This is a genomic window from Enterococcus sp., from assembly GCF_022711995.1.
GTDB lineage: Bacteria > Bacillota > Bacilli > Lactobacillales > Enterococcaceae > Enterococcus_D.
In genome coordinates this window covers 12,284-35,188 of sequence record NZ_JALAHI010000101.1, presented here as the reverse complement: position 1 = coordinate 35,188, position 22,905 = coordinate 12,284, and the positions used below count along the sequence as shown (strand labels likewise).

The following is a 22,905-nucleotide window of genomic DNA, read 5'->3' as shown; positions in this document are numbered from 1 at the left end:
TAACTATAGTGTAAACCCATAAACCTGTGGTATAATTAACTAGCAGAATCATTAAACAAAAAAGTATATCGAGGTGAATGAAATGGAATTGAATTTAGAAAAAACTTCTTTGCCGGTCTATGAAGCATTAGCCAATGAGACCCGTTTGGCGATTTTGAGGGAGTTAGGTGGCGAAAGAAAAAGTATCAGTGAGATTGGGGAAAAATTGGCAATCAGCAACGCACTCATGACCAAGCACATCAAAAAATTAGAGCAGGCGCAATTGATCAAACTGGAAAAAGGAACGGGAAAAGATTGGAAAAAGAAATTTTTAGCTTTAAAAACCGACTTTATCAACATCAATTTTCCAGAAAAAGTATTTCCAGAGTTGAATTTGACATCATTACCTGTAAAAATTGGCCATTTCACTGATTTTAGAGCCGAAGCTTCTTGCGGCATGGCAACAAAAGATCGTTTGATCGGCGCATTAGATGATCCGAAGTCTTTTTTGGCACAAGAGCGAGTAGATGCCAGCATTATCTGGATAAACAATGGCTTTTTGGAGTACAAAATTCCGAAACCGCTAAAGAATGGGGAAAAAATCGAAATGCTGGAAATCAGCATGGAGATCGCCTCTGAATTTCCTATTTCCAACAACTATTGGCCGAGCGATCTTTCTTTTTATATCAATGATGTCTGCTTAGGAACCTATACAGTACCGGGGAATTTTTCAGATGTTCGGGGCTCCTTGACCCCTCAGTGGTGGATTGATGAGTTCAGTCAATACGGCTTGTTGAAGCATCTGCGAATCAACCGCTTTGATACATCGATTGATGGCGAAAAATTGACCGACCATAATTTAAGCGAAATCGATTTGGATCATAGTGATTTCTTCACCTTTCGAATTGCTGCACCAGCAACTGCAGAACATGCGGGTGGTCTAACGATTTTCGGGGATCGTTGGGGCAATTATCCGCAAGACTTGCTCTTCAACTTTTATATCTCTGAATAAAAAAAGACACAGGCAAACGATTGCCTGCATCATTCGAAGGTCCCTGTCTCAAACTCGATGATTGCTACTTGTCTCATCTGCGATCGCGGGAATCGTTTCTCTGTGTCTTGATTGGTTTTATTTTGCACCAGCTACTTCAAAAATCCGTTCGATCAATACCATGACATTGCGAACTTCTTCATTTTTGACAATCGGTTCAGCCCCATCACGAACCACATGATAGAAATTCTTGTAAAAAGGATCAAAATCGGCTTTGACTTCTGGAAACGGCAGTGACTCAGCAGCCAATTCAGAAGGTGGTGCCATCGTTTTGGTCAACCCTACGCCAGCTTGAACAGGTTTAGGTGCAGCAACATCTTCGCGGCCCGTGGCACGAACCATCTCGCCATTCAAATCCCAATCTTGGATTGTTGCAGTTCCTTCAATCCCCTTAATATACCAACGCGGCAATTGGGTATAATTGGAGGTTCCAACTTCTACGATAGCTTTGACTCCATTTTCAAATGTGATCAATGTGAAGAAGCCATCGTCAACTTCTTCTCCTAGAATATAGCTTAGGTCGGCTTTGACATCTTTGACCGGGCTATCGATAAGCCAGAGCATTTGATCCAACAAGTGAACGCCCCAGTCTAATACCATACCGCCGCCTTGTTTTTTGACATGGCGCCAGTCCCCTGGAATGCCATTCGCTCCTTGAACCCGTGATTCGATTTGGAAAAGATCGCCGATTTGTCCATTGCGATACAAGTCACGAACAAGCAAGAAATCTGGGTCCCAACGACGATTTTGATGGACCATAAACGTATTGCCCGTTTCCTTGGCCACAGCAACGATTTCATCTAATTCAGCAGTGTTTAAAGCAACAGGTTTCTCACAAACGACATGTTTGCCCGCTTGAAGGGCTGCGATCGACAAATCCTTGTGCAAATCATTGGGCGTTGCGATCAGCACAGCTTCAATGGTTTCATCTGCTAATACTTCTTCATAACTTTTATAGATTTTATGGCCTTTTTCTTGTGAAATAGCTTGTCTTTCTTCTGAAATATCATAGGTGCCTACGATATGGATCCGTTCATTTTCATTTGGCATGATATTATGCACATGATAGGCACCCATACCGCCATAGCCAATAACAACAAAATTGATTGCGCTCATCTTCAATACTCCTCGTTATACCCACCACATTGCGGATGGTTCTTCTTTGATCATGATCGATTTCAAATTCGTGATCGCACGGGTCAATCCTTCATCAATCGACATGATTGGGTCTTCATGTTCAATACTCAAAACATAATCATAGCCATAGATCCGCAATGCGGAAATAATGTCTGACCAAACCTGCAAGCTATGTCCGCAGCCAACAGAGCGGAAAGTCCATGCCCGTGTTTTGACATTGCTGTACGGCTGCATATCTGTTAGACCATGCATATTGATATTGTCTTGATCAAGATACGTATCCTTCGCATGAAAATGATGGATCGCATCTGCTTCACCTAGAATCTTGACTGCTGCTACTGGATCGATCCCTTGCCACCACAAATGGCTTGGATCAAGGTTACAACCAATCGCTTTCCCTGCAGCATCCCGCAGTTTTAACATGGTATAAGGTGTATGAGCCAAGAAGCCCCCATGCAGTTCAATACCAATTTTGACACCCGCTGCTTCTGCTTCCGTGTTGATCCCTTTCCAATAAGGAATCAGCTTTTGTTCCCATTGGTAATTATAATTATCATCGTATTCCGTTGGCCACGGCAGAACAGGCCAGTTGACTTGCGTGTCGGTTGCATTTCCCCCGGAAACACCAGAGAAGCCATTGACGACAGGAACATTCATTAAGCTAGCTAACTTGATGGTTTTACGCAACAATTCATCTGCTTCCTGCGCTTCATTTTTTAAAGGTGAGATGGGATTGTTGTGACAGCTTAACGCCGAGATTTCTAATCCTTTGTCGGCTAATTTAGCTAAATATTCTTTCCGGTCTGCTTCACTAGCAAGCAACTTGTCGATATCCAAGTGAGCATTGCCAGGAGAACCCCCTGTGCCGATCTCAACAGTTTGTAATCCTTTTTCTGCAACTTCTGTGATCATTTCTTCAAAAGATAAATGATTGAATAATGGCGTAAATACTCCTAATTTCATTTTCCTACCTCCTCGTTGGCTTGATAATGCCCATAGGTGGGATACGTATTTTGGGTTGGTGCACACCAGCGGGCTGCATTTTTGATCACTTTTTGTACTTTTTCGTTGTAATAACTTGGGAAGGTTTCATGCCCCGGCTGGAAGTAAAAGATCTTTCCATTGCCTCGGCGGAAAGTACAGCCGCTGCGGAAAACTTCGCCGCCTGGGAACCAGCTAACAAAGATCAATTCATCTGGTGCTGGAATATCAAAGTGTTCCCCATACATTTCTTCTTTTTCAAGTTCAATAAAATCACCGATACCTTCTACGATCGGGTGGCTCGGATTGATGTTCCAGATTCGGCAATGCTGATCATCCACACGCCATTTCAAATCACAAGATGTTCCCATTAACTTCTTGAAGATTTTGGAGAAATGACCAGAATGCAACACGATCAATCCCATTCCCTCCAAGACTCGCTGCTGCACTCGCTGAACGATTTCGTCTTGTACCTCATCATGGGCCATGTGTCCCCACCAAACGAGGACATCGGTGTCAGCCAATACTTCGTTTGTTAATCCGTGTTCAGGTTCATCTAAAGTAGCCGTGCGAACTTCCAGATCATCGGCTTGCAAAAAGGCAGCGATTTGCCCGTGGATTCCTTCTGGATACATCGCCCGAACGGTTTCATCTGTTTTTTCGTGTCTAAATTCATTCCAAATAGTGACATGGATCATTGGTAAACCTCCTCAACAATAGCTTTTAATTGCAAATAATCAATGGCAGTCGCTTCTAGCGGTGCGTATTCCTGAAAAGCCTCTTGTTCTACGATCAGCCAAGGCAATTGGAATTGTTTGGCAACAGCCACATAGTCCTTGATGGGCAAAACGCCACTGCCGATTTCTGTGCTTTCTTTCGGTTCTTCCTGCATGTCCTTGATATGCAAAAGACCAACCGCCTCTTGATGTTCCGTCAGCCAAGACAACACATCGGTACCCGAATAAGCGATCCAATAAAGATCTGCTTCCAACTTGAGGGCTGGATTTTCAGCTAACAACTCTTCAATCATTGACTTGTCGGGAATCTCCGTAAATTCATGGGCATGATTGTGATAATAACATTCAAAGCCTTGATCTGCGGCTTTCTTAGCAACTTCTGCAAGTTCGCGGGCAAAGTTTTGCCATTCTGCTAACGTTTTGAATGACGCATAAGGAACGACCAAACGGTGATTGCCAATGGCTTTTTCAAAAGCCACTGTTTCCTCGAAGTGGTCGCGCAATGCTTCAAAAGGCACATGCGAAGCTGCTGCTTCAAGACCATTTTCTTTTAATGCCTGAGCGACTTCTGTTGCAGAATGACCATAGTAACCAGCAAATTCTACTCCGTCATAGCCGCTTTTTTTCACTTTTTCAAGAGCTTGAAAAAAGTCTTCGCGACACGCTTCTTGGATGCTCCATAGCTGTAATCCGATTTTTGGTTTCATTGTTCTGCTCCTTTTTAGCGTTTGTTTAGAGATAGACTGGTTCGCCAGTTTTGGATGATTTGTAGATCGCTTCTAAGATTTCAGTCACAACCATTGCTTCTTCCGGCTTGACCACAGGTTCTGTGTCATTGATGATGGCACTGATCCATGATTGGGCCTCTAAAATTTCAGGTGTTTCTCCAGCTCCTTCATAGAAGTCGACCCCGCCAGTTTCCAACTCAATATTTTTTTCATACAACAAACTATGATCTTCGCCATTGATGGTTAAACCGTTGTTCATATCCGCCCCAGCTTTGCTACCCATCAATGTCGTTTTTGCTTCTTTGACGTCTAAGCTGTTCAACGCCCAGCTAGCTTCCAAGAAAATCGTTGCGCCATTTTCCATGACTACAAATCCAAACGCCGAATCTTCCACGGAAAATTTCTCTGGATCCCATGATCCCCACGCATTCGCCGCATTCTTGGTCTGAGATAATTCATGGTACGCTTTTCCAACCACAAATTTAGGCTGATAGTTATTCATCATCCACAACGTTAAATCAAGTGCATGGGTACCGATGTCGATCAATGGGCCGCCGCCTTGTGCTTCTTCATCTAGAAAAACACCCCAAGTTGGTACTGCCCGACGACGGATGGCGTGGGCTTTCCCAAAATAGATATTCCCTAATTGGCCTTCCTCACAAACTTCATGCAAGTAACGAGAATCTTTTCTAAAACGATTTTGATAACCAATCGTCAGCTTCTTCCCAGTGCGATTGGCTGCTTCGATCATTGCTTGTGCTTCTTCGGTGGTTTTTGCCATTGGTTTTTCACACATCACATGGCAATCCGCTACCAGTGCCGCAATTGACAATTCCGCATGAGAAGCATTCGGTGTACAAACATGTACGACATCTAAATCAGCTTGAGCCAACATTTCTTTATAATCGCTGAATACTTGGGCATCTTCTGTACCGAAAGCTGTTTTAGCTTCCACTGCTCGTTCGACGATCAGATCACAAAATGCAACCATTTCCGCTTCTTTCACTTGTGATAATGCCGGCATGTGTTTGCCATTAGCAATCCCGCCACAACCAATGATTCCAATTCTTACTGTCATCTCTTTCCTCCTGAAAACGCTTATTATTTTCTACTCATTTATTATAGCGAAACGGTTCGACAGGTTCTTCCCAAATTCCTCTTAAAAAATTCCCGAAATTTATCTTATGGAACTCTCACTAAAAAACCTCCCTGACGTTTTTTACGAGACACTAAAAACACCCGAACAGACACGGAACAACCGCTGAAAAACAGCGAATGAACCAACGTTCGGGTGAGACAGCTGATTGGTTGAAGACAGCTTTCATCAAGTATTCAATTGCTTCTGATATTGCAAAGGGGACTGTCCAACCACTTCCTTGAACACATGGTGAAAGGTTTTGACACTGGCAAAACCAGCTTTTTCCGCCACTTCCGCCATTGGAAGTTTTTCGTTTGCTAAAACAAACTTTGCTTGATTGATGCGGTACTCCGTCAAAAACTGCATGAACGTTTTTCCCGTATTTGTTTTAAAAAAACGCGTGAAATAATGCGGACTGAAACCAACATGCTTCGCCGTTTCTTCCATCGTCAAGACGTCTTGATAGTGGGATTCAATGTATTCAAAGACCTCATCCAGTCGCTGCAACGTTTCTTTGTACTGGGCCGCAGAACGTTTCAAAGGAGCAATCTTCTTAATACGTTGCGGCAACCCTTGGTAACATTCACCGATCAACTGATACAAAAACCCCATCGTCAAATAACGCTTGCCAGCTACTTGTTCTTCTTCTAACTGGTAGAGTTCGATCAATAAGCCCTTGATTTTCTCTGTGAAGCTAGCCGGCCAATGCTTACTGTGAGGCTCCCCTTCATCAAAAAGGGTCTTTAGAGAAAGTTCCTTTTCTCGCAGGAGAGTCTCATCAAACATCGTAAAATCAAATTGATAGACATAGCGTTCACTTTCTGGAGAAGCCAAAAAATAATGTGGCTGGCCACTGGCAAAAATGTACAGCTCCCCTTCTTCCAACTCAATGATTTCATCTGCTACCCCAATATTGACTTTTCCTCGCTTCGCATAAATCAGCTCGATTTCTTTGTGCACATGGGGATACACGATCGTCAACCCATCGTTAAGGAATGTCCGAAACCGAAAATCGCTTTCAAATTCTGGAATCTCAAGATACATACTCATAGTGCTATTTTCTCCTTTGCTTCCATTCTATTCCATTATAGAACAAAGAATTTTGGTCCGAAACGCTTTTCTGATTTTTTATAAAAAAATCGTCGCTCCACGCTTTTTTGTGGTATCTTGTACGAAAAGGGGGTTATTATGAATTACTACGATCAGCATTTGCATACTTTTTTATCCTTTGATTCAGAAGAACGCTTCGAGAACTACTTAGCATTTCAGCCGGAATTTTTTGTGGCCACCGACCACTTCGATCTTAAGAATCCGTATTCAAATTATCGTGACGACATCCCTGATTACGAGCAACTCCAGCAATGCCATCACACACTGCAAGCAAAAACAGCTACCAAACTTTTGAAAGGGATCGAAATCGGTGTCGTCCCAGGACAAGAAACCCAAATTTGCGACTATCTAGCCCACCATCCTTACGACCTGAAATTAGTCAGCATCCATCAGAACGGTACCTTTGATTATATGGATGATGCGGTAGTGCATAAAGACAAGTTCACTGTAGCCAAAGCTTACTTTGAGCAAATGGCAACGGTTCTGGATACATTTCCTGACGGTCATATTCTGACTCATTTTGACTACGGCTTGCGACGCTTCGACTTTACAGCAGAAGAACTTGCACAGCATTTTGAAAAAGAACTCACTGACATTTTCAAAAAGGTCGTCGCCCGCGAATTAGCCTTTGAAGTCAATGCCAAAAGTTTTGGCCCTTATCAAAACGCCTCGCTTTATGCCTATGCCATACCACTCTACCAAAGCGTGGGGGGCAAACTGTTTACATTAGGCTCTGATGCCCATAAAGCCAGCGATTACCGTTTACTATTTACTGAAATGAGCCAGATGCTGAGCTCCTTCGGTGTAGAACAACTCGCAGTCTTTCAAGGAACTGAAAGATACATGGCAGATTTGCCAGAAGCGTAAGGCAAACTATCTAATTCGGACAAAAATCAAGGATACAGCAATAACAGAAAAATCTATCTTGAGACGAGCAACTTTCGCCTCAGGATAGATTCTTTTTTAGTTTAAGTTACTTGCTGAATAACGTTACTTCCTACTTAGTAGCCAACTAGTTTTTTCATGTTTCTCGTTTTTGCACAGGAAGATTTTTAATTTTTTTGCTTTTAAATCCGCTACTAAAGACAGCAATCGTCACTAAATATAACAAGAGAGGAATAACGAAAGTTACCAGTAAGATGCCTTTTTCTGCTGTGCTTGTCTGTGATTGATTTGCTACGTAACCAGTAAAACTTAAAACAAATCCCGGAACAGCACCCCCTACAGCCATTGCGAATTTCATAATCAATGAAGTAAGAGAAGCAACCAACGCTGTCGCTTCTATGTCTAGTTCGTTTCTTATGGTATCGACATTATCTGCGGAAATACTGTATTGAAGTGTATTCGTTAATCCTAATGAAAATTGTACCCCGCAATAACATAGTACGAACACAACGGTATGATGATCGATTACCAAAAAAACAAGCATACTTAATGATAGCAGGATTAACCCCATTATATACAGTCGTTTTTTTCCATACCGTTGTGACAGTCTAGGAACCAAAAGTCCTGCTGCTAATGCGCCCATCATTCCTGCAAAACTTGCTACACTCAACAATTTAGGGCTTTGAATAATGTAGTGGAGATAATATAGCAGTGAACCGTTGAAAATATTCGTCGCTGCTGTAATAAACAGCATGGCTAGAAACAAAGAAACAACCGGACGAAGCTTGAACACTCGTAAAGCATCCTTCATTGTGTATTTTTCTTTTACTGGTTTCGTTAAGTAGGCAGCCTCTGTTCCTCTTTCCTTCACCAACAACGTTCCTATGATCGTAAAAAACAGAACAACAAGTACCGTTCCTACAATCAGTAAAAGATAGCCATTCAAAGGTGTGGCAAAAGCAGCGATTGCTAACGGTGCAGCTACATTTAATATAGCCGGCCCCACTGTATATGAAATTCCTTTGATCGAGGATAGCTGATTCCGTTCATCTTCATCTTTCGTTAATACAGGAATCAAGCTATTCAAAGGAATATCCATGAAATCAAAAGTTACTCCTAACAAGATGTACGAGACGCTGATAGCGATGATTTTTTGAGCTGGAAATAGGAATGGCGAGAACCAGACAAGTAAATAGTTCAAACAACAAATGATGACCCCTAAAATCAACACTGGTTTGTATTTTCCTATTTTTGTTTTTGGAAAACGATCAATCACAAAGCCAATGAGCGGATCACTGACTCCATCTAAAAGTCTGGAAACGAGGAACAGTCCCCCTACAACAGCTGGATCAACACCGATGACATCCGTATAGAAAATTAACAAATAGGTGTTCAATAGTGTCATAATAGGAATGTTTCCAAGATTCGTTAAGGCAAATCCGAATTTTTCAGATACTTTCAACTGATCATTACTCATTATTTTCTCCTTTTCTTTCAAAAGTCCGGTTTAGACCTTTGCTGCGATTTCAACGCTGATGGCTTGATTGGCAAATAATGGTTGCTCTTTTCCATTCATTCGTAAGATGCCGCCCTCTCGATCTGTACAAATGACTAAGTGGGTATCAGTCTTCTCAATTTTTACACAACCACCTTTGATTGGAAAAGTGCAGGACAATTGATTGAAAGAATCCAGCTTAGGATCGACTAGAAATGTTTCATATCCTGGACGAATAGGTTGAATTCCTGCGAAATAGCGACCGAGCAAATAGATAGGGCTAGCTCCCCAGGCATGGCACAGGCTCTTTCCAAAAGGATCCCCATACATTTCATAAATAGCTTCGCCACTTTCTCCAGGTACATACTCTTCCCAGAAAGTAACTGCCTCTTGTTCCACCATTCCGCCCCAATAATCAAGAATAATCTCGTGGACTTGTCCAGTTTGCCCTAATTTACAAAGGGCATCCTGTTCAAAAAATTTGAAATAAGGCGTAGTGATTTGCGTGACGTTCTCATTAAGCAATACATTTTTCAAAATCTGCTGCTTCTTTTCTTCATCGACAAAGTCGAATAAGACTGCAAAAATATTTGCATGACGGGTCACATTTCTCTTTCCAGAGACATAAGAATCAATAAATGCGCCTTTTTCTTCATCCCAGAAATAGCTCATCAAATTAGCTTTCAACTGCTCATATCGCGACAGATAGTGATCAATATTCTGATTCAAAATCGAGCCACAAACGGTCATTGCCTTATACGCTTTTAATAAAAGAACTTGTTCAGCTGCTAAAGTTCCTTCTTTATCCATTTCAGACCAGTCAATAAATATCCAGTCTTTTTCACGACCATAAATGAATCCTAACTCGTTGGTTTGTTTTTCAAGATAATCCATCATGGTCACCATTTTCGAATAAACTTGTTCAAGGAAAAGGATATCTCCAGACATCATATAGTGATTTTCGATGCCTATGATCCATAGTATGGAATAGTCAACGATGGTGTTCATATGCTGTTTGACTTCATTTTGCCCTCGGAGTGCCATAATGGTCCGCTTATTGATGTCTTCATCAAAGAATAGGTACTGATTGATAAAATAACTTTGATAAGCATCACCTGACCATATCCAGCGATCACGTTTGATCCCATCAATAAAGAAAAGGCCGCTGCATAATGTAAAAGTTTCTACAGATATATCCCATATTCGATTCATGACAGAATCATCTGAAACAAAGATTGCTTGATTGTTTAACGGAAGATATTCATGCAGCGCATAAATTTCAATCGCTTCTGGAGCTACATTAGGGATGAAAAGATAACGAAAGGCACGTTTGCGAATGTTCGTTTCTTTTCTTACATTTTCCTGCTTGTAATAGCACATTTGACTATCGCGAGCCTCTGACTCAGACTCTCCATAGCAGATAGTAATGGGTTCCTCAGTCAACAATTTAGGGATTGCTAACGATCCAAAGATCGCCCGTCCGTAATCAAGTAACGTGCCGCCTGCAACCGACACCTTCGAAATAGGTAGACAAGTTTCTGTTTCATAATAAACTTTATTAGGGTCTTGCTCTTTCTTCATATAAAGATTGCTCCAGCCAACGGGAGCTTCTTCAACAAAGTTACTGCAATACCAGCCTTCATCACTCTTGATTATTTCTCCTTCAATATAGATGGCTGGCAAACCGTTGGGATTTCCTACGTTTACCCTGATTTTGTTGAATCCTGGTTGGCACGTGACTTCTTGTCCAAAAGGATATTTCACTTCATTTACTTCGACAAATCCAATTCCCGTTGCATGTACGACAAATGTGGTGGGAACTTGTAAATCATACTCGCGTTTAAATTTCACGTTTTTGTGACAGTCGTCGATATACCAATACGCCGGCCAATCGTACCCCCGTTCTTCTCTAGAAAAATTTTGCAAAAGTCCTTGGCGAATTTCAAAATCGCCAGCGTACCAGATCCATCGTGGTAATTTGTTTGTTGTCAAAATAGCTCATTCCTTTCTTCCATTTCCTAAATGCCTCATTCATCAACTACCTTACTAAATCGGTCGTATCAGAATCCGCTTGCATAATTCTTACTTTGTTTCCTTTTTGTAATTTCATCATGACAGCGCCCGCAACAGTTGCTATCAAAACAATCGCAGCAAAGCCATACATTGAAACTTGAATATTATTAGGTGCTACCAAAAATGGTGTGACGAAGGCAAACAATCCACAGCACAGTCTTGAAAAGCCATTAATGATTCCTTGTAAAAACGCACGAGATTCCGTAGGAAAAGATTCTTGTGTCCAAACTTTATAGATTGCTTCTCCAGCTAGCGGATTACCAAAATTATAAAAAGCAATCGTTATCGCCAACGCAATGAATCCAGAACTGCCCCCAATTACTGCCATACCAACCATCGCCATGAATTGGACAAAAGCACCCACAAAAAATGCTTTATTTCGATATTTTCCACCTGCTACTGAGGCAAAAATAATCGTGGTCACCAAAGAAATGACATTCAATACGATACCCAATCCCGTTGCTTGCATTTGACTAGCGCCTGCATTCGTCAATGCATAGGTTTGAAACTGTCCCCATGTATTCGCCAACAGATTCCAGCAAACATAAAAAACTAAAATGGCAAAGAAAAAGTTGCGGTAGACTTTTGCCTGGTTCCCACTAAAAATTTCTTTTAGAGATATTTTTTGCTGTTTGTCATTAGTCTTCAACAGCGACTGACGTGCTGCGCCTTCTTCATGAAACATCTGGAATTTTTTTGAAACAGTTCGCCAAATCCAAGTAAAGATCGAAAAAACCAAAAGGATGCCAAAAACAATCCGAGCCCCTAAAACCCCACTGACTCCTGAAAGCAAGAAAGAACAAATGTAGGAAATAAAAATACCAATTTGCCAGAATATTTGTGTCGAAGATACTAAGCTTGCAGAAGTTTTCTCATCTGGTGCGTCGTGTGAAACAACAGTTAAACTGATTGGCAAATCAGCACCAGACGCGATACCCATGACAATCACACCTAGTAACAACATCAAAAAGTTGCCTGAAAATACACAGATTGCTGCTCCGATGGCATAAAATAAATTGATCCAATTGAAAGATCGAATCAAACCAAAAATCTTTGTGATTTGCCCTGCAAATAAGGACCCAAACGCAATCGCAAATGTCAGCGAGCCAGAGACTAAACCAACTTGCCCTGCAGATAAATCTAACCCCTTCTGCCAAACTGGGATAGTCGCTGAAAGACCAACGATACAGCCCGATCCTAGCATAGAGCCTACGCCTGCTGCAGTTGCTAAAGGCGAATATTTTTTTACTAATGATTGCTGTTTTCCTTTTGTTTCCATTTAAAACACCCTTTCTTGTTCATAGGGTTATATTAAACGCTTACACAATATGGCACAATTTCAAAAATGTAGGGATTTACTATCAAATTCACAGGTTATAATTTCGTTTGTTTTTCGGTGAGAGCCTTTTTCTGGTTTAAAAAAGGCTTTAACAGCAAAGAAAACATTGACTATTTATTAGTGATAACCTATATATAGAATGAACTATATAAAAAAACTAGGTGATTAACAGATGAAGAGTTTGATAAAGCTTTTTGATACAGAAGATCGAATTGAGGCGCAACAAAGAGCAACAGGAAAGAATATCAATGAAATGAATTTAGACTACCATGGATCAGTCATTCCTAAAATACCAGTAAATGACTTTTTTGAAGAGGGGTCTATCTATATCAATAAGCATCATCGCTATTCTTATACTCCTGCCCATACTCATAGTTTTCTGGAAATGAACTATATTTTAAGAGGTTGTTGCCAACAAAAAATTAACGGGGATTCATGGGTATTAACTGAACAACAGCTCATTATTATGGACACTGAAGTAATCCAACAAATTGATTATGTAGGAAAAAACGATTTGATTCTCAATATTTTAATTAACAAACATACTTTACAATCCGAAATTTTGAACCACTTACCCGCATCAAACAATCCAATAACTGACTTCTTTTTAAACGCAGTTAACACAGATAGTGTTCACAATACTTTTTTAGTTTTCGACTTAAAAGAACATTCGATAATCAAACAGCTTTTATTTTTGCTGATTCATAAGTTTTATCTTAAAGAAAGCCTCTATCAGCGGTCGTTAAACCTCCTGTTAGGCTCCTGTTTGTTGGAATTGGCTGCAATCCCTAGCTTGAATGAACTAACATTAACATCTCAAGGAAATAATTTGGCGCCACTCCTAAAATATATCAACGATCATTACACAACCATCACTCTCAAAAAACTAGCAACAGAATTTGGCTACAATCAGAATTATTTAGGGAATATGCTCAAGGCAAAAACCGGTGCGACATTCCAAGAAATGATTGACCAAAAACGTTTGATTGAAGCACAAAGACTGCTTAGAGAGTCTTCCATGACTATTGATACTATTGCCGAAAATTTAGGTTATAAGAGCACACCTTCTCTATTCAAGCTCTTTCAAAATAAAATGCAGATGACCCCTACCCAATACCGGCATTTTTCAAAAAAGGGAAGTGAACCTATTTCTCACGAATAGCTTCAAAAAAATTGCAGAAAAGAATGATTTAGCACAAAATAAAAAACCGTACTATGAATCAACACAAAAGAATCCAGAACCTGTTGAATACACCCGATCGCCCTATTTTTTGTGACGACGTCCCTTTGAAAGACACAGGCCAATCCACCTATATGATTCGGATTTTTTTGTTGTTAGACTCATAGCACAGTCAATTAATTTATTCTTCCCCTACTTCGCTTCCAGTACATCTTCTTTGGCATGGATCAGTTGTGTCAAGAAGTCGCAATAAGGGGTAGGAACATTGTATTTCCGTCCTTTGCGTGAAATGGCACCATTGATGTAATCAATCTCTGTTTTACGATGGTTGTTGATCAAATCTTGATACATCGAAGGGTAATGCAAGCCGATACCGGCAGGATCATAGGTTTTCTCGATATGGGCAACGACTTCTGGGATATCTAATTCGACTGACTCGTGAGCAGCAACGGCTGCAAATTCTGCGACGATGGTTTCTACCATTTGTCGTGCAGTAGATGTATTCCCAAATTGAGCAATATTGATATCCAAGATAGAACACAATCCATTCAATGTGCCATTGACACAAGCTTTGCGATAGATTGAATAACGAATATTTTCAGAATATGACGCATTCAATCCAGAAGCAGTCAGTACCTCAGCCAGTTCTTTGGCCGCAGCTTCTTTTCCTTCACCAATGTTTTGTAGTTCAACCGAGCCTTCGCCAAATAAACGAACTTGTCCAGGTCCGATCAGATCTGCTGTCCATAAGGTATTGCCTAAGAAAATTTTATCGGCAGCAACATATTTTTCAATTGTATCTTCATGTCCAATGCCATTAAGTAAGCAAAGCACTCTTGTTTGATCACTGATCAACGGCGCAATATCTTGCATCATTTGATCTAATTGCATCGCTTTTGTAAAAACAATGATCAAATCCGCTGGCGTATCTGCCACTACTTCAGACTGTGCATAAATCGGAAAAGACTCTGTGACTTCTTCTCCATCCAAATTGGCTTGAAGTCCATTGGTACGGATCGCTTCGATATGCGCAGGCCAACCATCGATCAGCGTAACGTCGTTGCCGCCTCTTTTCAATTTGATCGCGAATCGGCTGCCCATGGCACCTGCACCAGCAATAACAATTTTCATCTCTATTCCTCTTTCCTATCTGACAATTAGGTATAGTTTACTCCAAATCAGGCAAATATGCGAGGGGCTTGCCTTTTTTAAAGCAAAATCTCCCTAAAAAATCAATTGGAATCGTTTGATTTTTCAGATAATTAAAGAACAAAAGATCCTTCTCAGGATCTTTTAAACTGTCACTTCAGTCGCTAGTTGTGCTAAAATTGCTGCTCGTTCTTCTTGAGAGATATGGTGCTCCATGACGTAACGATTGTTTTCGTTCGCTGCACATTCATAGCAACAGCCGCCTAAATGTGCCGCTTGATTTGCTTCCGAAGTGAGGAACTGACGATTGCATTCTGGATTTCCGCAATTGACGTAACGCTCACAGGGGGTGCCATCGAACCAATCGCGACCGATCACTGTCTTGTCGACATGATTGATTTCCACACTGATACGTTCATCAAAGACATACATCTTACCGTCCCACAGCTCTCCTTGAACTTCCGGATCATTGCCGTAAGCAAAAATGCCCCCGTGAAGTTGTGCTACGTCTTGGAAACCTTCTCGTAACAACCAGCCGGAGAATTTCTCGCAGCGAATCCCACCTGTACAGTAAGTGACCACTTTTTTATCCATGAATTTTTCTTTGTTCTCAATGATCCATTGAGGCAATTCACGGAAACTGCGGATATCAGGACGGACCGCGCCGCGAAAATGACCAAGATCGTATTCATAATCATTTCGCGCATCGATCACTACGGTGTTTTCATCCAACAACGCTTCTTTGAAATCTTTCGGTTCTAAATACTTTCCTGTTAACTCTAAAGGATCGATATCATCTTCTAGGTTCAATGACACCAATTCTTTTCGTGGGCGAACAAACAATTTTTTAAAGGCGTGGTCTTCCACCTCATCGATTTTATAGTAGATTCCTTTGAAACGGGGGTCTGATTCCATTTTTTCCATATAGGCATCCGTTGCTTCAATCGTTCCGGAAAGGGTTCCGTTGATTCCTTCTTTTGCAACAAGAATTCGACCTTTGATACCGATCTCTTTTCCAAAAGCTAAATGCTCTTTCGCAAAGCTTTCGGGATCTTCAATAGTCGTGTATTTATAAAATAGCAACACGCGATAGTTCACAGTCATTCCTCCTTTTTTCCACCCTACAGTATAAAAAAGAAAAATGAAGAACACGAATCTTATGCTTGTACATAATCACACATAGCCAATCTTATGCTTTTTACGCTTTGTTGCTTCTTTTAGAAAGAGTCTGTTGGTGTTCCTAATTGTTCCACAAAAAAGGCCGTTACTTGATCCATCGTCTCGCCGCGAACCAAATGTCGTTCTTCACGAGAGATAAACGTCAGATTTGCTTCCGGGTGTGCTTCAACAAAGGATTCTACATCAGCATAGGGAATTTTTTCATCTTCGGTACCATGCCAGAACAGCAAAGGACGCCCTGCTAGTTTTTCTGGTTGTGTCTTTAGATCATAGGCTTCGATCCACCCTAGCAACAACTGATAGTCAGCAGGAACAAAGAAACCTGCAGCTCCTGCATGTTTTTGGATCCGTTCACGGTAACCAATCATCGATGGTGAGCCCATCACACACGCAGCAGCGGTGATCTCCGGATGTTGGCATAATAAGCCGCAAGTCGTCATCCCTCCCATTGAGACACCTCCTACAGCGATTTGCCCATTGACTAAGCCTAAATTTTCAAAGAAATCCACTAAATAAGAAAACTCAAATAAGTTGGTATGAATACTTTGCCAAAAAACCAATGACGGGATCTCGGATAGTTGGGTCTTTCGTTCCCCGTGATTGGCGGCATCAGGTAAAATCACACGAAAGTTTTCCCGTGCTAGTTTTCGACCTTGCGTCAGTACCAATTCTTTACTCGTTTGCCAACCATGGTAATAAATGATCAACGGCAACGGTTCATAGATCAAATGTTCTGGAACGACTTCCAATACTGGGATATTCCCGATTTTTCTTTTACGAACTGCAATTTTCATCTCTTTCCACCTCTGCTTAAGTATACGAAAAGCTCTCCAAAGTGCCAACTGTTAGCTATGTGCCTTATCACCAATCTTGTTCACCTCAATGATCAGTTTCTCTAAAATCTCAAGTTAGTTGTAATGTTAGATCCCTAATTTTTTTAGGCAAAAATGCTCATAAACTATGTTTGGCAGTAGTTCTTTTGCGTTTATTCCTCCTATTGGAAAGAACTTCTAATTAGATCGTTTGGAAAGATTGCCTAGGAAAAATGTAATAAATGATCCACGATCAACTTCAGGATATAAAAATCCCCGCTAAAAAATAGCGGGGTCCTTCTATTCTATGTCAACTTTCCAAGTTATTGTCTTTCCTCAACCTTGATCACTTTGTGTCTTACCTTCTGCTAACTCTTTTTCAATCATCGGATACATGGTATCTAGTCGATAAAAAAGCATGGTCACAATGGAGCAAAGAATCAATAGCATCGGTACATAGAGATACATGGCTTTGATCGCAAGAACCGCTTGCTCTGACTGGATGGCTTTATCTGGGTTGTAACTCCCCCAAGCCAATAAAGCGCCGGCTACTCCTCCAGCGATTGCTTGTGCGACTTTCCCTAGAAAGCCATTGATCGCAGACAGCGAACCCGAAACGTTGATTCCTGTTTTCCAAATGCCATAATCTACCGGATCCGCTTGCATAGAAAAATAAATACTTTCTTTGATTCCATAACCTAATCCAGAAACCACTGCCCCGATAAGAATTTCAAGCGAATGATTTCCTGCCAGGAAAATGAGGGCACAACCTAAAAGTTGAACGATTGAAGAAACAATATAGAGATTTCTTTTGCCCATCTTGCTAGCGAGAAAAGGAACAAAGAAATTTGCAATCATTGGAACGACAGACATAATTGTCGCCACTGTTACAGATAAGGTTGTACTTCCAATAACGACTTGAAAATAATAGACTAGGGCGCCAGTTTGAATAAAATATCCCGTCCACATAAATAGAATATTCAAGGCAAAGATCAGCCAAGGCTTATTCTGTTTCAGTGACGAGTATACCTCACGAACTGTGACTCTTTTCTCACTCACAGGAACAGTTTCTCTCACATTAAAGAATGTGCCAAACATTAATAGACAACCAATCACACCAAAAAGTGCCATGACCCATTTAAACCCTAACGCTTGATCACCATTTCCCCACAAATTCACTAAAATCATGGCACTCGAACTAACAATCGTTGCCCCTAAAAAACCAAAAAACTTTCTTGATGTCGATAAAGCTGTACGCTCACTAGCGTCACTAGTCAAACTAGGTAAAATCGATGCCATCGGTACATTCACAATCGTGTAAGCAAGAGAAAGTCCGAAATATGTGACATAAGCATAAATCAATTTGCCATTATCAGAAATATTCGGTACATTGAAACACAAAAAAGCAAATAAAGCGAAAGGAATCGCTCCAAATAAGAAATAGGGACGAGATTTTCCCCATCTCGTATTGGTTTGATCGATAAGATAACCAACAATGAGATCTGTCACACCATCGAAGAATCGGGTCAAGACAAACATTAAGCTAATTGCTGCTGGACTAATTTTCATGATATCCGTGTAAAAAAATAGTAAATAAAGCGAAATCATCTGCCAGATTAAGTTGCAAGCTAAATCTGAGATTCCATAGCCGATCCGCTGGCGCCACTTTGAAATCGGCTTATTGGTTTGTTTTATATGCATTGCTTCCATTAGTCATCTCCCCTATGTCAAAGGCTGCTCTGTGACGACTTTCAACGAATCTAGTGTTTCTTGCAAAAGATATTTCTTCAGTAAATAGGCCGGTGTACAACTCCAAGCATGGCAAAAACTGCTAATAATTGGACTTCCATATGGAGAAAAGTCAGGATCCTCTGGTTTAAAGGCTTCCCAAAATGTATCGGCACCCATAGCGATCATTTTTCCCCAATAGTCTTTCATCAGAGCTATAGCCTCTGACTCTAAACCAGCTATAAATAATGCTTCTACAATATGGTGATACATATAAGGCGTTGCGATTCCATTCACTGGAAAAAGTTGTTTAACGGTTTGTTCCATGATTTTACGATTGGAATCCGGATCCATCACTTCAGCTAACACCATCCAAACCTGGCTTGCAATATTGATTTCTTGGTTCTGCTCGACAAGAAATAGGTGCCGTGACTCATCAAAAAGAGAGGTTCTTGCGAAGTTGCTCATTCGATCAACGGCCGCTTGATACAGCGCTAGGTCGGCATCATCTTTTTGTTGCGCTAACTGGATAAATCGTTTAAGCGTATAGATAAAAACAGCTTGTCCGGCCGTTGCCTTCTCAAATTCGTTTGACCAATCAATAAATACTGGCCACTCCTCTTGTAAATTAAGTCTGCCTTGCGCATCAACTAACCCTAGTGCTAAATCGATTTGTTTCTTCGCCACAGGATAAAGATCGTCCAACGCTTGCAGGTCATCGGTGTACTGAATGTAGTCGTATAAAATCACCGCAAAGAATAAACTATAATCAAACAAAAAGGTATCATCTGGCGTCAATACCAGTGAAGTAAACACATTTGCTGGGATTTTCCCTTCTTCCGTTGTCATCCCGCCAAACAAATATAAGCAACGCTTTGTTAACTGCTTATCGCCAAACGTATGGTAATTAGCCAGTGCCTGTAAACGAAGATCACCAATCCATAAACGTCGGTCGCGTTTTGGACCATCTTCAAAAACGGTTTGCATACAATCTGCCAACGTTTTAGCAGAAATAGTATATATGGCTTCCAATTCTTGATCTTCCACCACAATTGGCGAAACAGCATTCAAGTCAACGGAGCTTTCACTGATAAATTGTGGTTGACTAAAACTTGCTTTCCACTTAGGTGAAGTATCAATCACCTTTAGCTCGATATATCGGCAACTATAGCGTCGCGGCAGTGATAATTTCGCCGGTAAAACATCCAAGTGAATAAACTCCTCTTGTATCCACGAGCGAGATAGCCATCCTTCATACGCACTGGATTCTACTGCTATCTCTGCAGGTATTTCAGCAAACTTGACTCGTAAATAAAGCGGTGCATCCATCGGTGAACCCACTGAATCGATGGCGATCGAAAAAGTTCCTACGAAATGATCGCCTAAATCCAACACGATCGATTCATCCCGCCCCAATGTATAACTCGGCAAGTCATTAATTGATTGCTCCTTTTTTCTTGCGCGAAATCCTGCCAATGCTCTTTCGTCAGGAATAATCTCCACAATTGAGGTTGGAACAATAGGATATTTCTTAAGGTTTGGGATTGCTTCATCAGCTATAGTCAAGAGTTTTTCATCGCGATGCCAAACCACATCATCGTTGATTTGAAATGTAAAAGCCATGGTCTTTTCCCCCTACTCTTCAATTGATTGAAGGTTTGTTGAATCCTGATTTTGTTCTGTTGCAATATGGTATTTCTTTTGTAAGCGCATCATGATTATTCCAGCAATCGTCGCCAATAATACAATCCCTGCAAATCCATACATCGATGTTTGGATGCGATCAGGAGCAACTAAAAAGGGCGTCACGAAAGCAAAGAGTCCGCAACACATGCGTGAAAATCCATTGATAAATCCTTGCAGCGAGGCTCTGACTTCAGCAGGAAACGATTCTTGTGTCCAAACTTTATAGATTGCTTCTCCCGCTAGTGGATTTCCAAAATTATAAAAGGCGATCGTGATAGCTAATGCGATAAAACCTGCGTTACCGCCAATCATTGCCATACCCATCATTGCTGCAAATTGCACAAAAGCGCCGACAAAAAATGCTTTGTTGCGATATTTACCACCAGCTACTGAGGCAAAGATCACTGTCGTAATCAGCGAAACAATATTCAAAATTATTCCTAGACCTGTTGCTTGGGTTTGACTTGCTCCAGCATTCGTTAAGGCAAACGTTTGGAATTGTCCCCAAGTATTTGCTAATAGATTCCAACAAACATAAAAAATCAGAATAGCGGCAAAAAAGCCAAGATACTTATTCTTTTGTTGACCAAACAAGACTGTTTTGAAAGAAACTTCTGCCTGTCCGTTCCTTTGATCTGTTCGCACTTGACGAGCGGCCCCCGCTTCGTGAAACTGTTTGAATTTCTTGGAAGTACTTCTCCAAATCCAAGTTATCAAAGCAAAAGCAAACAGAATAACAAACACAAGCCGCGCGCCTAGCACACCATCAATTCCTGATAATAAAAATGAGCATATATAAGAGATGAAAACCCCAATCTGCCAGAAGATTTGTGTAGAAGAAACTAAACTTGCAGATGTCGTCTCATCGGGTGCATCATGGGAAACAACAGTCAAACTGATTGGTAAATCGGCTCCCGAAGCAAACCCCATCACGATCACGCCAGCTAACAATAGAAGAAAATTATTCGACAATACGCAGATTCCTGCACCTAAAGCATAAAATAAATTCAACCAATTAAATGAACGAATCAATCCGAAAGCTTGACTGATTTTCCCCGCAAATAATGACCCAAAAGCGATGGCAAACGTTAATCCTCCAGACACAATTCCCACTTGGGCACTTGATAATTCCAACCCTTTTTGCCACACTGGAATCGTCGCAGAAAGACCGACAATACAGCCAGAACCTAACATGGATCCAATACCAGCAGCTGTAGCCAACGGTGAATACTCTTTCACTAAACTTTGTTCAGAGTCCTTACTCATGTTCTTCACTCCTAATACTTTTTTTATTCAACTGTAATAAGCTTATTTACTCTTCAAATTGTAATCGTATACAGTTGTTTCCACCATGCATAAAACGCAGATGTTTTTCTCCAAACTACAGATGAGTGAAAATAAAAAAAGACTTACGATGAAGTCTTTTAATTTACTATTAGCTGATTGTTTTTTTTTTTGAAATTCTGACGAATACGTTTAGGGCTATTGTTTGTATACTTTGCCAATAATTTGTAGGTTGCTCCGATTGAATGAAAGCCGATTTTTTCTGTGATTTCTTCTACAGAATCATCTGTCTCTTCCATTAACTCGAGGACTACTCGGTAACGAAGGTAACTAATGATTTCTTTGTAGCTTTGTCCTGTTTTTCTTTTCAATTTATTACTCAGATAATTGGGATTATACCCAAAATGCCGCGACAAAGAAGCCAATGTCAGCGTTTTGTAATGAGTCTCAATATACCTTAAAATTGAAATAATCTCCTGCTCATCCTCCTCATTGTTTTCAATACTTTTGTTCTCCATAAAGCGCGTCAGTTCAATCAAAAGTAACGAAACAAGTAAGTTGACCGACCGGATATAATAACGATCCTTGCTATAGTATTCGAGAATCATTTTTTTCATTAAAGCCTGAATGTCTTCATGACTTCCCACTTGAAAAAACAAAAATCGTTTTTGATTATCAAATTCAGAAGTGGTGCCCATCAAGAATTCGGCCAACACGCCGGTTGACTTCGCCATATTTACGACAATGTCGGTCGTAATGGATTCATCTTTCAGTAAGATGTTTATCAAAATATCGTCTTTTCCTAATGGATCGATTGACTGTACAGATTCTTTATCCATTAAAATAATATCTCCTTGATTTAAGACGATTTTTTCATTGTCAACATATTGCGTGCAGCTGCCAGAAAGCATGTAGTTGAATTCAACAAACTCGTGGGTATGAGCAGGCATCTCGGAGTATCGATGGTGCTTATTGATAAAAATATTGCCATTTTGAAAAAAGTTCGCTTCTGGCATTTTAGGGACAGCAATTTCACCAAAAGGCAAATGCTGATCATTGACATTACGTTGCTCGATTCTCTGGATCCGCTCAATTTCATTTTCTTCCTGTAATAATTGATAAAGTTCCTCAAGTGTCATTTCTAGCTCCGACCCCCCTCAACATTTTATACCTATTAACCGATTGTACCATGCTTCTAATTCTATAAATAATCGGCAAAAAAATCACACCAATA

At 40.7% G+C, this 22,905-nt stretch carries 19 protein-coding genes; 3 read left to right on the top strand and 16 right to left on the bottom strand.

Annotated features, from left to right (window positions below; all coding sequences use genetic code 11):
* The first annotated feature begins 82 nt into the window (after nucleotides 1-82).
* A complete protein-coding gene (locus tag Q0A12_RS09865; protein ID WP_291292481.1) occupies nucleotides 83-991 on the top strand; it encodes a helix-turn-helix domain-containing protein in 909 nt (302 codons plus the stop codon).
* Between the two features lie 117 nt (nucleotides 992-1,108).
* Here Q0A12_RS09865 and Q0A12_RS09860 read toward each other — a convergent pair whose 3' ends face one another.
* The 6 genes from Q0A12_RS09860 to Q0A12_RS09835 form a co-directional block, all read right to left on the bottom strand.
* The gene (locus Q0A12_RS09860; RefSeq protein WP_291292480.1) at nucleotides 1,109-2,146 is read right to left on the bottom strand and encodes a Gfo/Idh/MocA family oxidoreductase; all 1,038 of its coding nucleotides are present in this window, start codon (nucleotides 2,144-2,146) and stop codon (nucleotides 1,109-1,111) included.
* A gap of 15 nt (nucleotides 2,147-2,161) precedes the next feature.
* Nucleotides 2,162-3,130, bottom strand: coding sequence for a sugar phosphate isomerase/epimerase (locus Q0A12_RS09855; RefSeq protein WP_291292479.1), 969 nt, complete (start codon nucleotides 3,128-3,130; stop codon nucleotides 2,162-2,164).
* Nucleotides 3,127-3,846 (bottom strand): ThuA domain-containing protein, encoded by a 720-nt coding sequence (locus tag Q0A12_RS09850; protein ID WP_291292478.1) that lies wholly within the window; start codon nucleotides 3,844-3,846, stop codon nucleotides 3,127-3,129. Before Q0A12_RS09850 ends, Q0A12_RS09855 begins: the two co-directional genes overlap by 4 nt.
* Entirely contained in the window at nucleotides 3,843-4,592 is a 750-nt protein-coding gene (locus Q0A12_RS09845) for a sugar phosphate isomerase/epimerase (protein WP_291292477.1), read from the bottom strand. The genes Q0A12_RS09850 and Q0A12_RS09845 overlap by 4 nt, the downstream gene beginning before the upstream one ends.
* A gap of 25 nt (nucleotides 4,593-4,617) precedes the next feature.
* The gene (locus tag Q0A12_RS09840; protein WP_291292476.1) at nucleotides 4,618-5,691 is read right to left on the bottom strand and encodes a Gfo/Idh/MocA family oxidoreductase; all 1,074 of its coding nucleotides are present in this window, start codon (nucleotides 5,689-5,691) and stop codon (nucleotides 4,618-4,620) included.
* A gap of 246 nt (nucleotides 5,692-5,937) precedes the next feature.
* Nucleotides 5,938-6,801 (bottom strand): AraC family transcriptional regulator, encoded by an 864-nt coding sequence (locus Q0A12_RS09835; RefSeq protein WP_291292475.1) that lies wholly within the window; start codon nucleotides 6,799-6,801, stop codon nucleotides 5,938-5,940.
* Nucleotides 6,802-6,939: 138 nt separating this feature from the next.
* On the opposite strand from Q0A12_RS09835, the gene Q0A12_RS09830 reads away from it, so the two are divergent.
* Nucleotides 6,940-7,728, top strand: a complete 789-nt coding sequence (locus Q0A12_RS09830; protein ID WP_291292474.1) for a PHP domain-containing protein — start codon at nucleotides 6,940-6,942, stop codon at nucleotides 7,726-7,728.
* Nucleotides 7,729-7,882: 154 nt separating this feature from the next.
* On the opposite strand, the gene Q0A12_RS09825 is transcribed toward Q0A12_RS09830, so the two are convergent.
* The 3 genes from Q0A12_RS09825 to Q0A12_RS09815 are packed head-to-tail and all read right to left on the bottom strand — an operon-like array spanning nucleotide 7,883 to nucleotide 12,593.
* Nucleotides 7,883-9,223, bottom strand: coding sequence for a glycoside-pentoside-hexuronide (GPH):cation symporter (locus tag Q0A12_RS09825; protein ID WP_291292473.1), 1,341 nt, complete (start codon nucleotides 9,221-9,223; stop codon nucleotides 7,883-7,885).
* A 30-nt stretch (nucleotides 9,224-9,253) separates the two neighbouring features.
* Nucleotides 9,254-11,233 carry an alpha-rhamnosidase gene (locus Q0A12_RS09820; protein ID WP_291292472.1) on the bottom strand — a complete coding sequence of 660 codons (1,980 nt, stop codon included), beginning with the start codon at nucleotides 11,231-11,233 and terminating at the stop codon, nucleotides 9,254-9,256.
* A gap of 46 nt (nucleotides 11,234-11,279) precedes the next feature.
* The gene (locus tag Q0A12_RS09815; RefSeq protein ID WP_291292471.1) at nucleotides 11,280-12,593 is read right to left on the bottom strand and encodes an MFS transporter; all 1,314 of its coding nucleotides are present in this window, start codon (nucleotides 12,591-12,593) and stop codon (nucleotides 11,280-11,282) included.
* 232 nt (nucleotides 12,594-12,825) lie between these two features.
* On the opposite strand from Q0A12_RS09815, the gene Q0A12_RS09810 reads away from it, so the two are divergent.
* A complete protein-coding gene (locus tag Q0A12_RS09810) occupies nucleotides 12,826-13,815 on the top strand; it encodes an AraC family transcriptional regulator (protein ID WP_291292470.1) in 990 nt (329 codons plus the stop codon).
* A gap of 210 nt (nucleotides 13,816-14,025) precedes the next feature.
* Here the strand turns inward: Q0A12_RS09810 and Q0A12_RS09805 are convergent, their stop codons facing one another.
* The 7 genes from Q0A12_RS09805 to Q0A12_RS09775 form a co-directional block, all read right to left on the bottom strand.
* Complete coding sequence (locus Q0A12_RS09805; protein ID WP_291292469.1) at nucleotides 14,026-14,964, bottom strand: 2-dehydropantoate 2-reductase; 939 nt, start codon at nucleotides 14,962-14,964, stop codon at nucleotides 14,026-14,028.
* Nucleotides 14,965-15,126: 162 nt separating this feature from the next.
* On the bottom strand, nucleotides 15,127-16,080 hold the full coding sequence (locus Q0A12_RS09800; protein WP_291292468.1) for a rhodanese-related sulfurtransferase: 954 nt from the start codon (nucleotides 16,078-16,080) through the stop codon (nucleotides 15,127-15,129).
* Between the two features lie 119 nt (nucleotides 16,081-16,199).
* Nucleotides 16,200-16,955 (bottom strand): alpha/beta fold hydrolase, encoded by a 756-nt coding sequence (locus Q0A12_RS09795; RefSeq protein ID WP_291292467.1) that lies wholly within the window; start codon nucleotides 16,953-16,955, stop codon nucleotides 16,200-16,202.
* 354 nt (nucleotides 16,956-17,309) lie between these two features.
* Nucleotides 17,310-18,683: an MFS transporter gene (locus tag Q0A12_RS09790; RefSeq protein ID WP_291292466.1), complete on the bottom strand. Its 1,374-nt coding sequence runs from the start codon at nucleotides 18,681-18,683 to the stop codon at nucleotides 17,310-17,312.
* A 12-nt stretch (nucleotides 18,684-18,695) separates the two neighbouring features.
* Entirely contained in the window at nucleotides 18,696-20,324 is a 1,629-nt protein-coding gene (locus Q0A12_RS09785; RefSeq protein ID WP_291292465.1) for an alpha-rhamnosidase, read from the bottom strand.
* Between the two features lie 12 nt (nucleotides 20,325-20,336).
* Entirely contained in the window at nucleotides 20,337-21,653 is a 1,317-nt protein-coding gene (locus tag Q0A12_RS09780; RefSeq protein WP_291292464.1) for an MFS transporter, read from the bottom strand.
* Between the two features lie 158 nt (nucleotides 21,654-21,811).
* Nucleotides 21,812-22,810, bottom strand: a complete 999-nt coding sequence (locus tag Q0A12_RS09775; protein WP_291292463.1) for a helix-turn-helix domain-containing protein — start codon at nucleotides 22,808-22,810, stop codon at nucleotides 21,812-21,814.
* Nucleotides 22,811-22,905 lie beyond the last annotated feature (95 nt).

Bases quoted from the DNA above. Each gene is read 5' to 3' on its own strand.
- Q0A12_RS09865 (WP_291292481.1), top strand. From the start codon at position 83: ATGGAATTGAATTTAGAAAAAACTTCTTTGCCGGTCTATGAAGCATTA.
- Q0A12_RS09860 (WP_291292480.1), bottom strand. From the start codon at position 2,146: ATGAGCGCAATCAATTTTGTTGTTATTGGCTATGGCGGTATGGGTGCC.
- Q0A12_RS09855 (WP_291292479.1), bottom strand. From the start codon at position 3,130: ATGAAATTAGGAGTATTTACGCCATTATTCAATCATTTATCTTTTGAA.
- Q0A12_RS09850 (WP_291292478.1), bottom strand. From the start codon at position 3,846: ATGATCCATGTCACTATTTGGAATGAATTTAGACACGAAAAAACAGAT.
- Q0A12_RS09845 (WP_291292477.1), bottom strand. From the start codon at position 4,592: ATGAAACCAAAAATCGGATTACAGCTATGGAGCATCCAAGAAGCGTGT.
- Q0A12_RS09840 (WP_291292476.1), bottom strand. From the start codon at position 5,691: ATGACAGTAAGAATTGGAATCATTGGTTGTGGCGGGATTGCTAATGGC.
- Q0A12_RS09835 (WP_291292475.1), bottom strand. From the start codon at position 6,801: ATGAGTATGTATCTTGAGATTCCAGAATTTGAAAGCGATTTTCGGTTT.
- Q0A12_RS09830 (WP_291292474.1), top strand. From the start codon at position 6,940: ATGAATTACTACGATCAGCATTTGCATACTTTTTTATCCTTTGATTCA.
- Q0A12_RS09825 (WP_291292473.1), bottom strand. From the start codon at position 9,223: ATGAGTAATGATCAGTTGAAAGTATCTGAAAAATTCGGATTTGCCTTA.
- Q0A12_RS09815 (WP_291292471.1), bottom strand. From the start codon at position 12,593: ATGGAAACAAAAGGAAAACAGCAATCATTAGTAAAAAAATATTCGCCT.
- Q0A12_RS09810 (WP_291292470.1), top strand. From the start codon at position 12,826: ATGAAGAGTTTGATAAAGCTTTTTGATACAGAAGATCGAATTGAGGCG.
- Q0A12_RS09805 (WP_291292469.1), bottom strand. From the start codon at position 14,964: ATGAAAATTGTTATTGCTGGTGCAGGTGCCATGGGCAGCCGATTCGCG.
- Q0A12_RS09795 (WP_291292467.1), bottom strand. From the start codon at position 16,955: ATGAAAATTGCAGTTCGTAAAAGAAAAATCGGGAATATCCCAGTATTG.
- Q0A12_RS09790 (WP_291292466.1), bottom strand. From the start codon at position 18,683: ATGGAAGCAATGCATATAAAACAAACCAATAAGCCGATTTCAAAGTGG.
- Q0A12_RS09785 (WP_291292465.1), bottom strand. From the start codon at position 20,324: ATGGCTTTTACATTTCAAATCAACGATGATGTGGTTTGGCATCGCGAT.
- Q0A12_RS09780 (WP_291292464.1), bottom strand. From the start codon at position 21,653: ATGAGTAAGGACTCTGAACAAAGTTTAGTGAAAGAGTATTCACCGTTG.
- Q0A12_RS09775 (WP_291292463.1), bottom strand. From the start codon at position 22,810: ATGACACTTGAGGAACTTTATCAATTATTACAGGAAGAAAATGAAATT.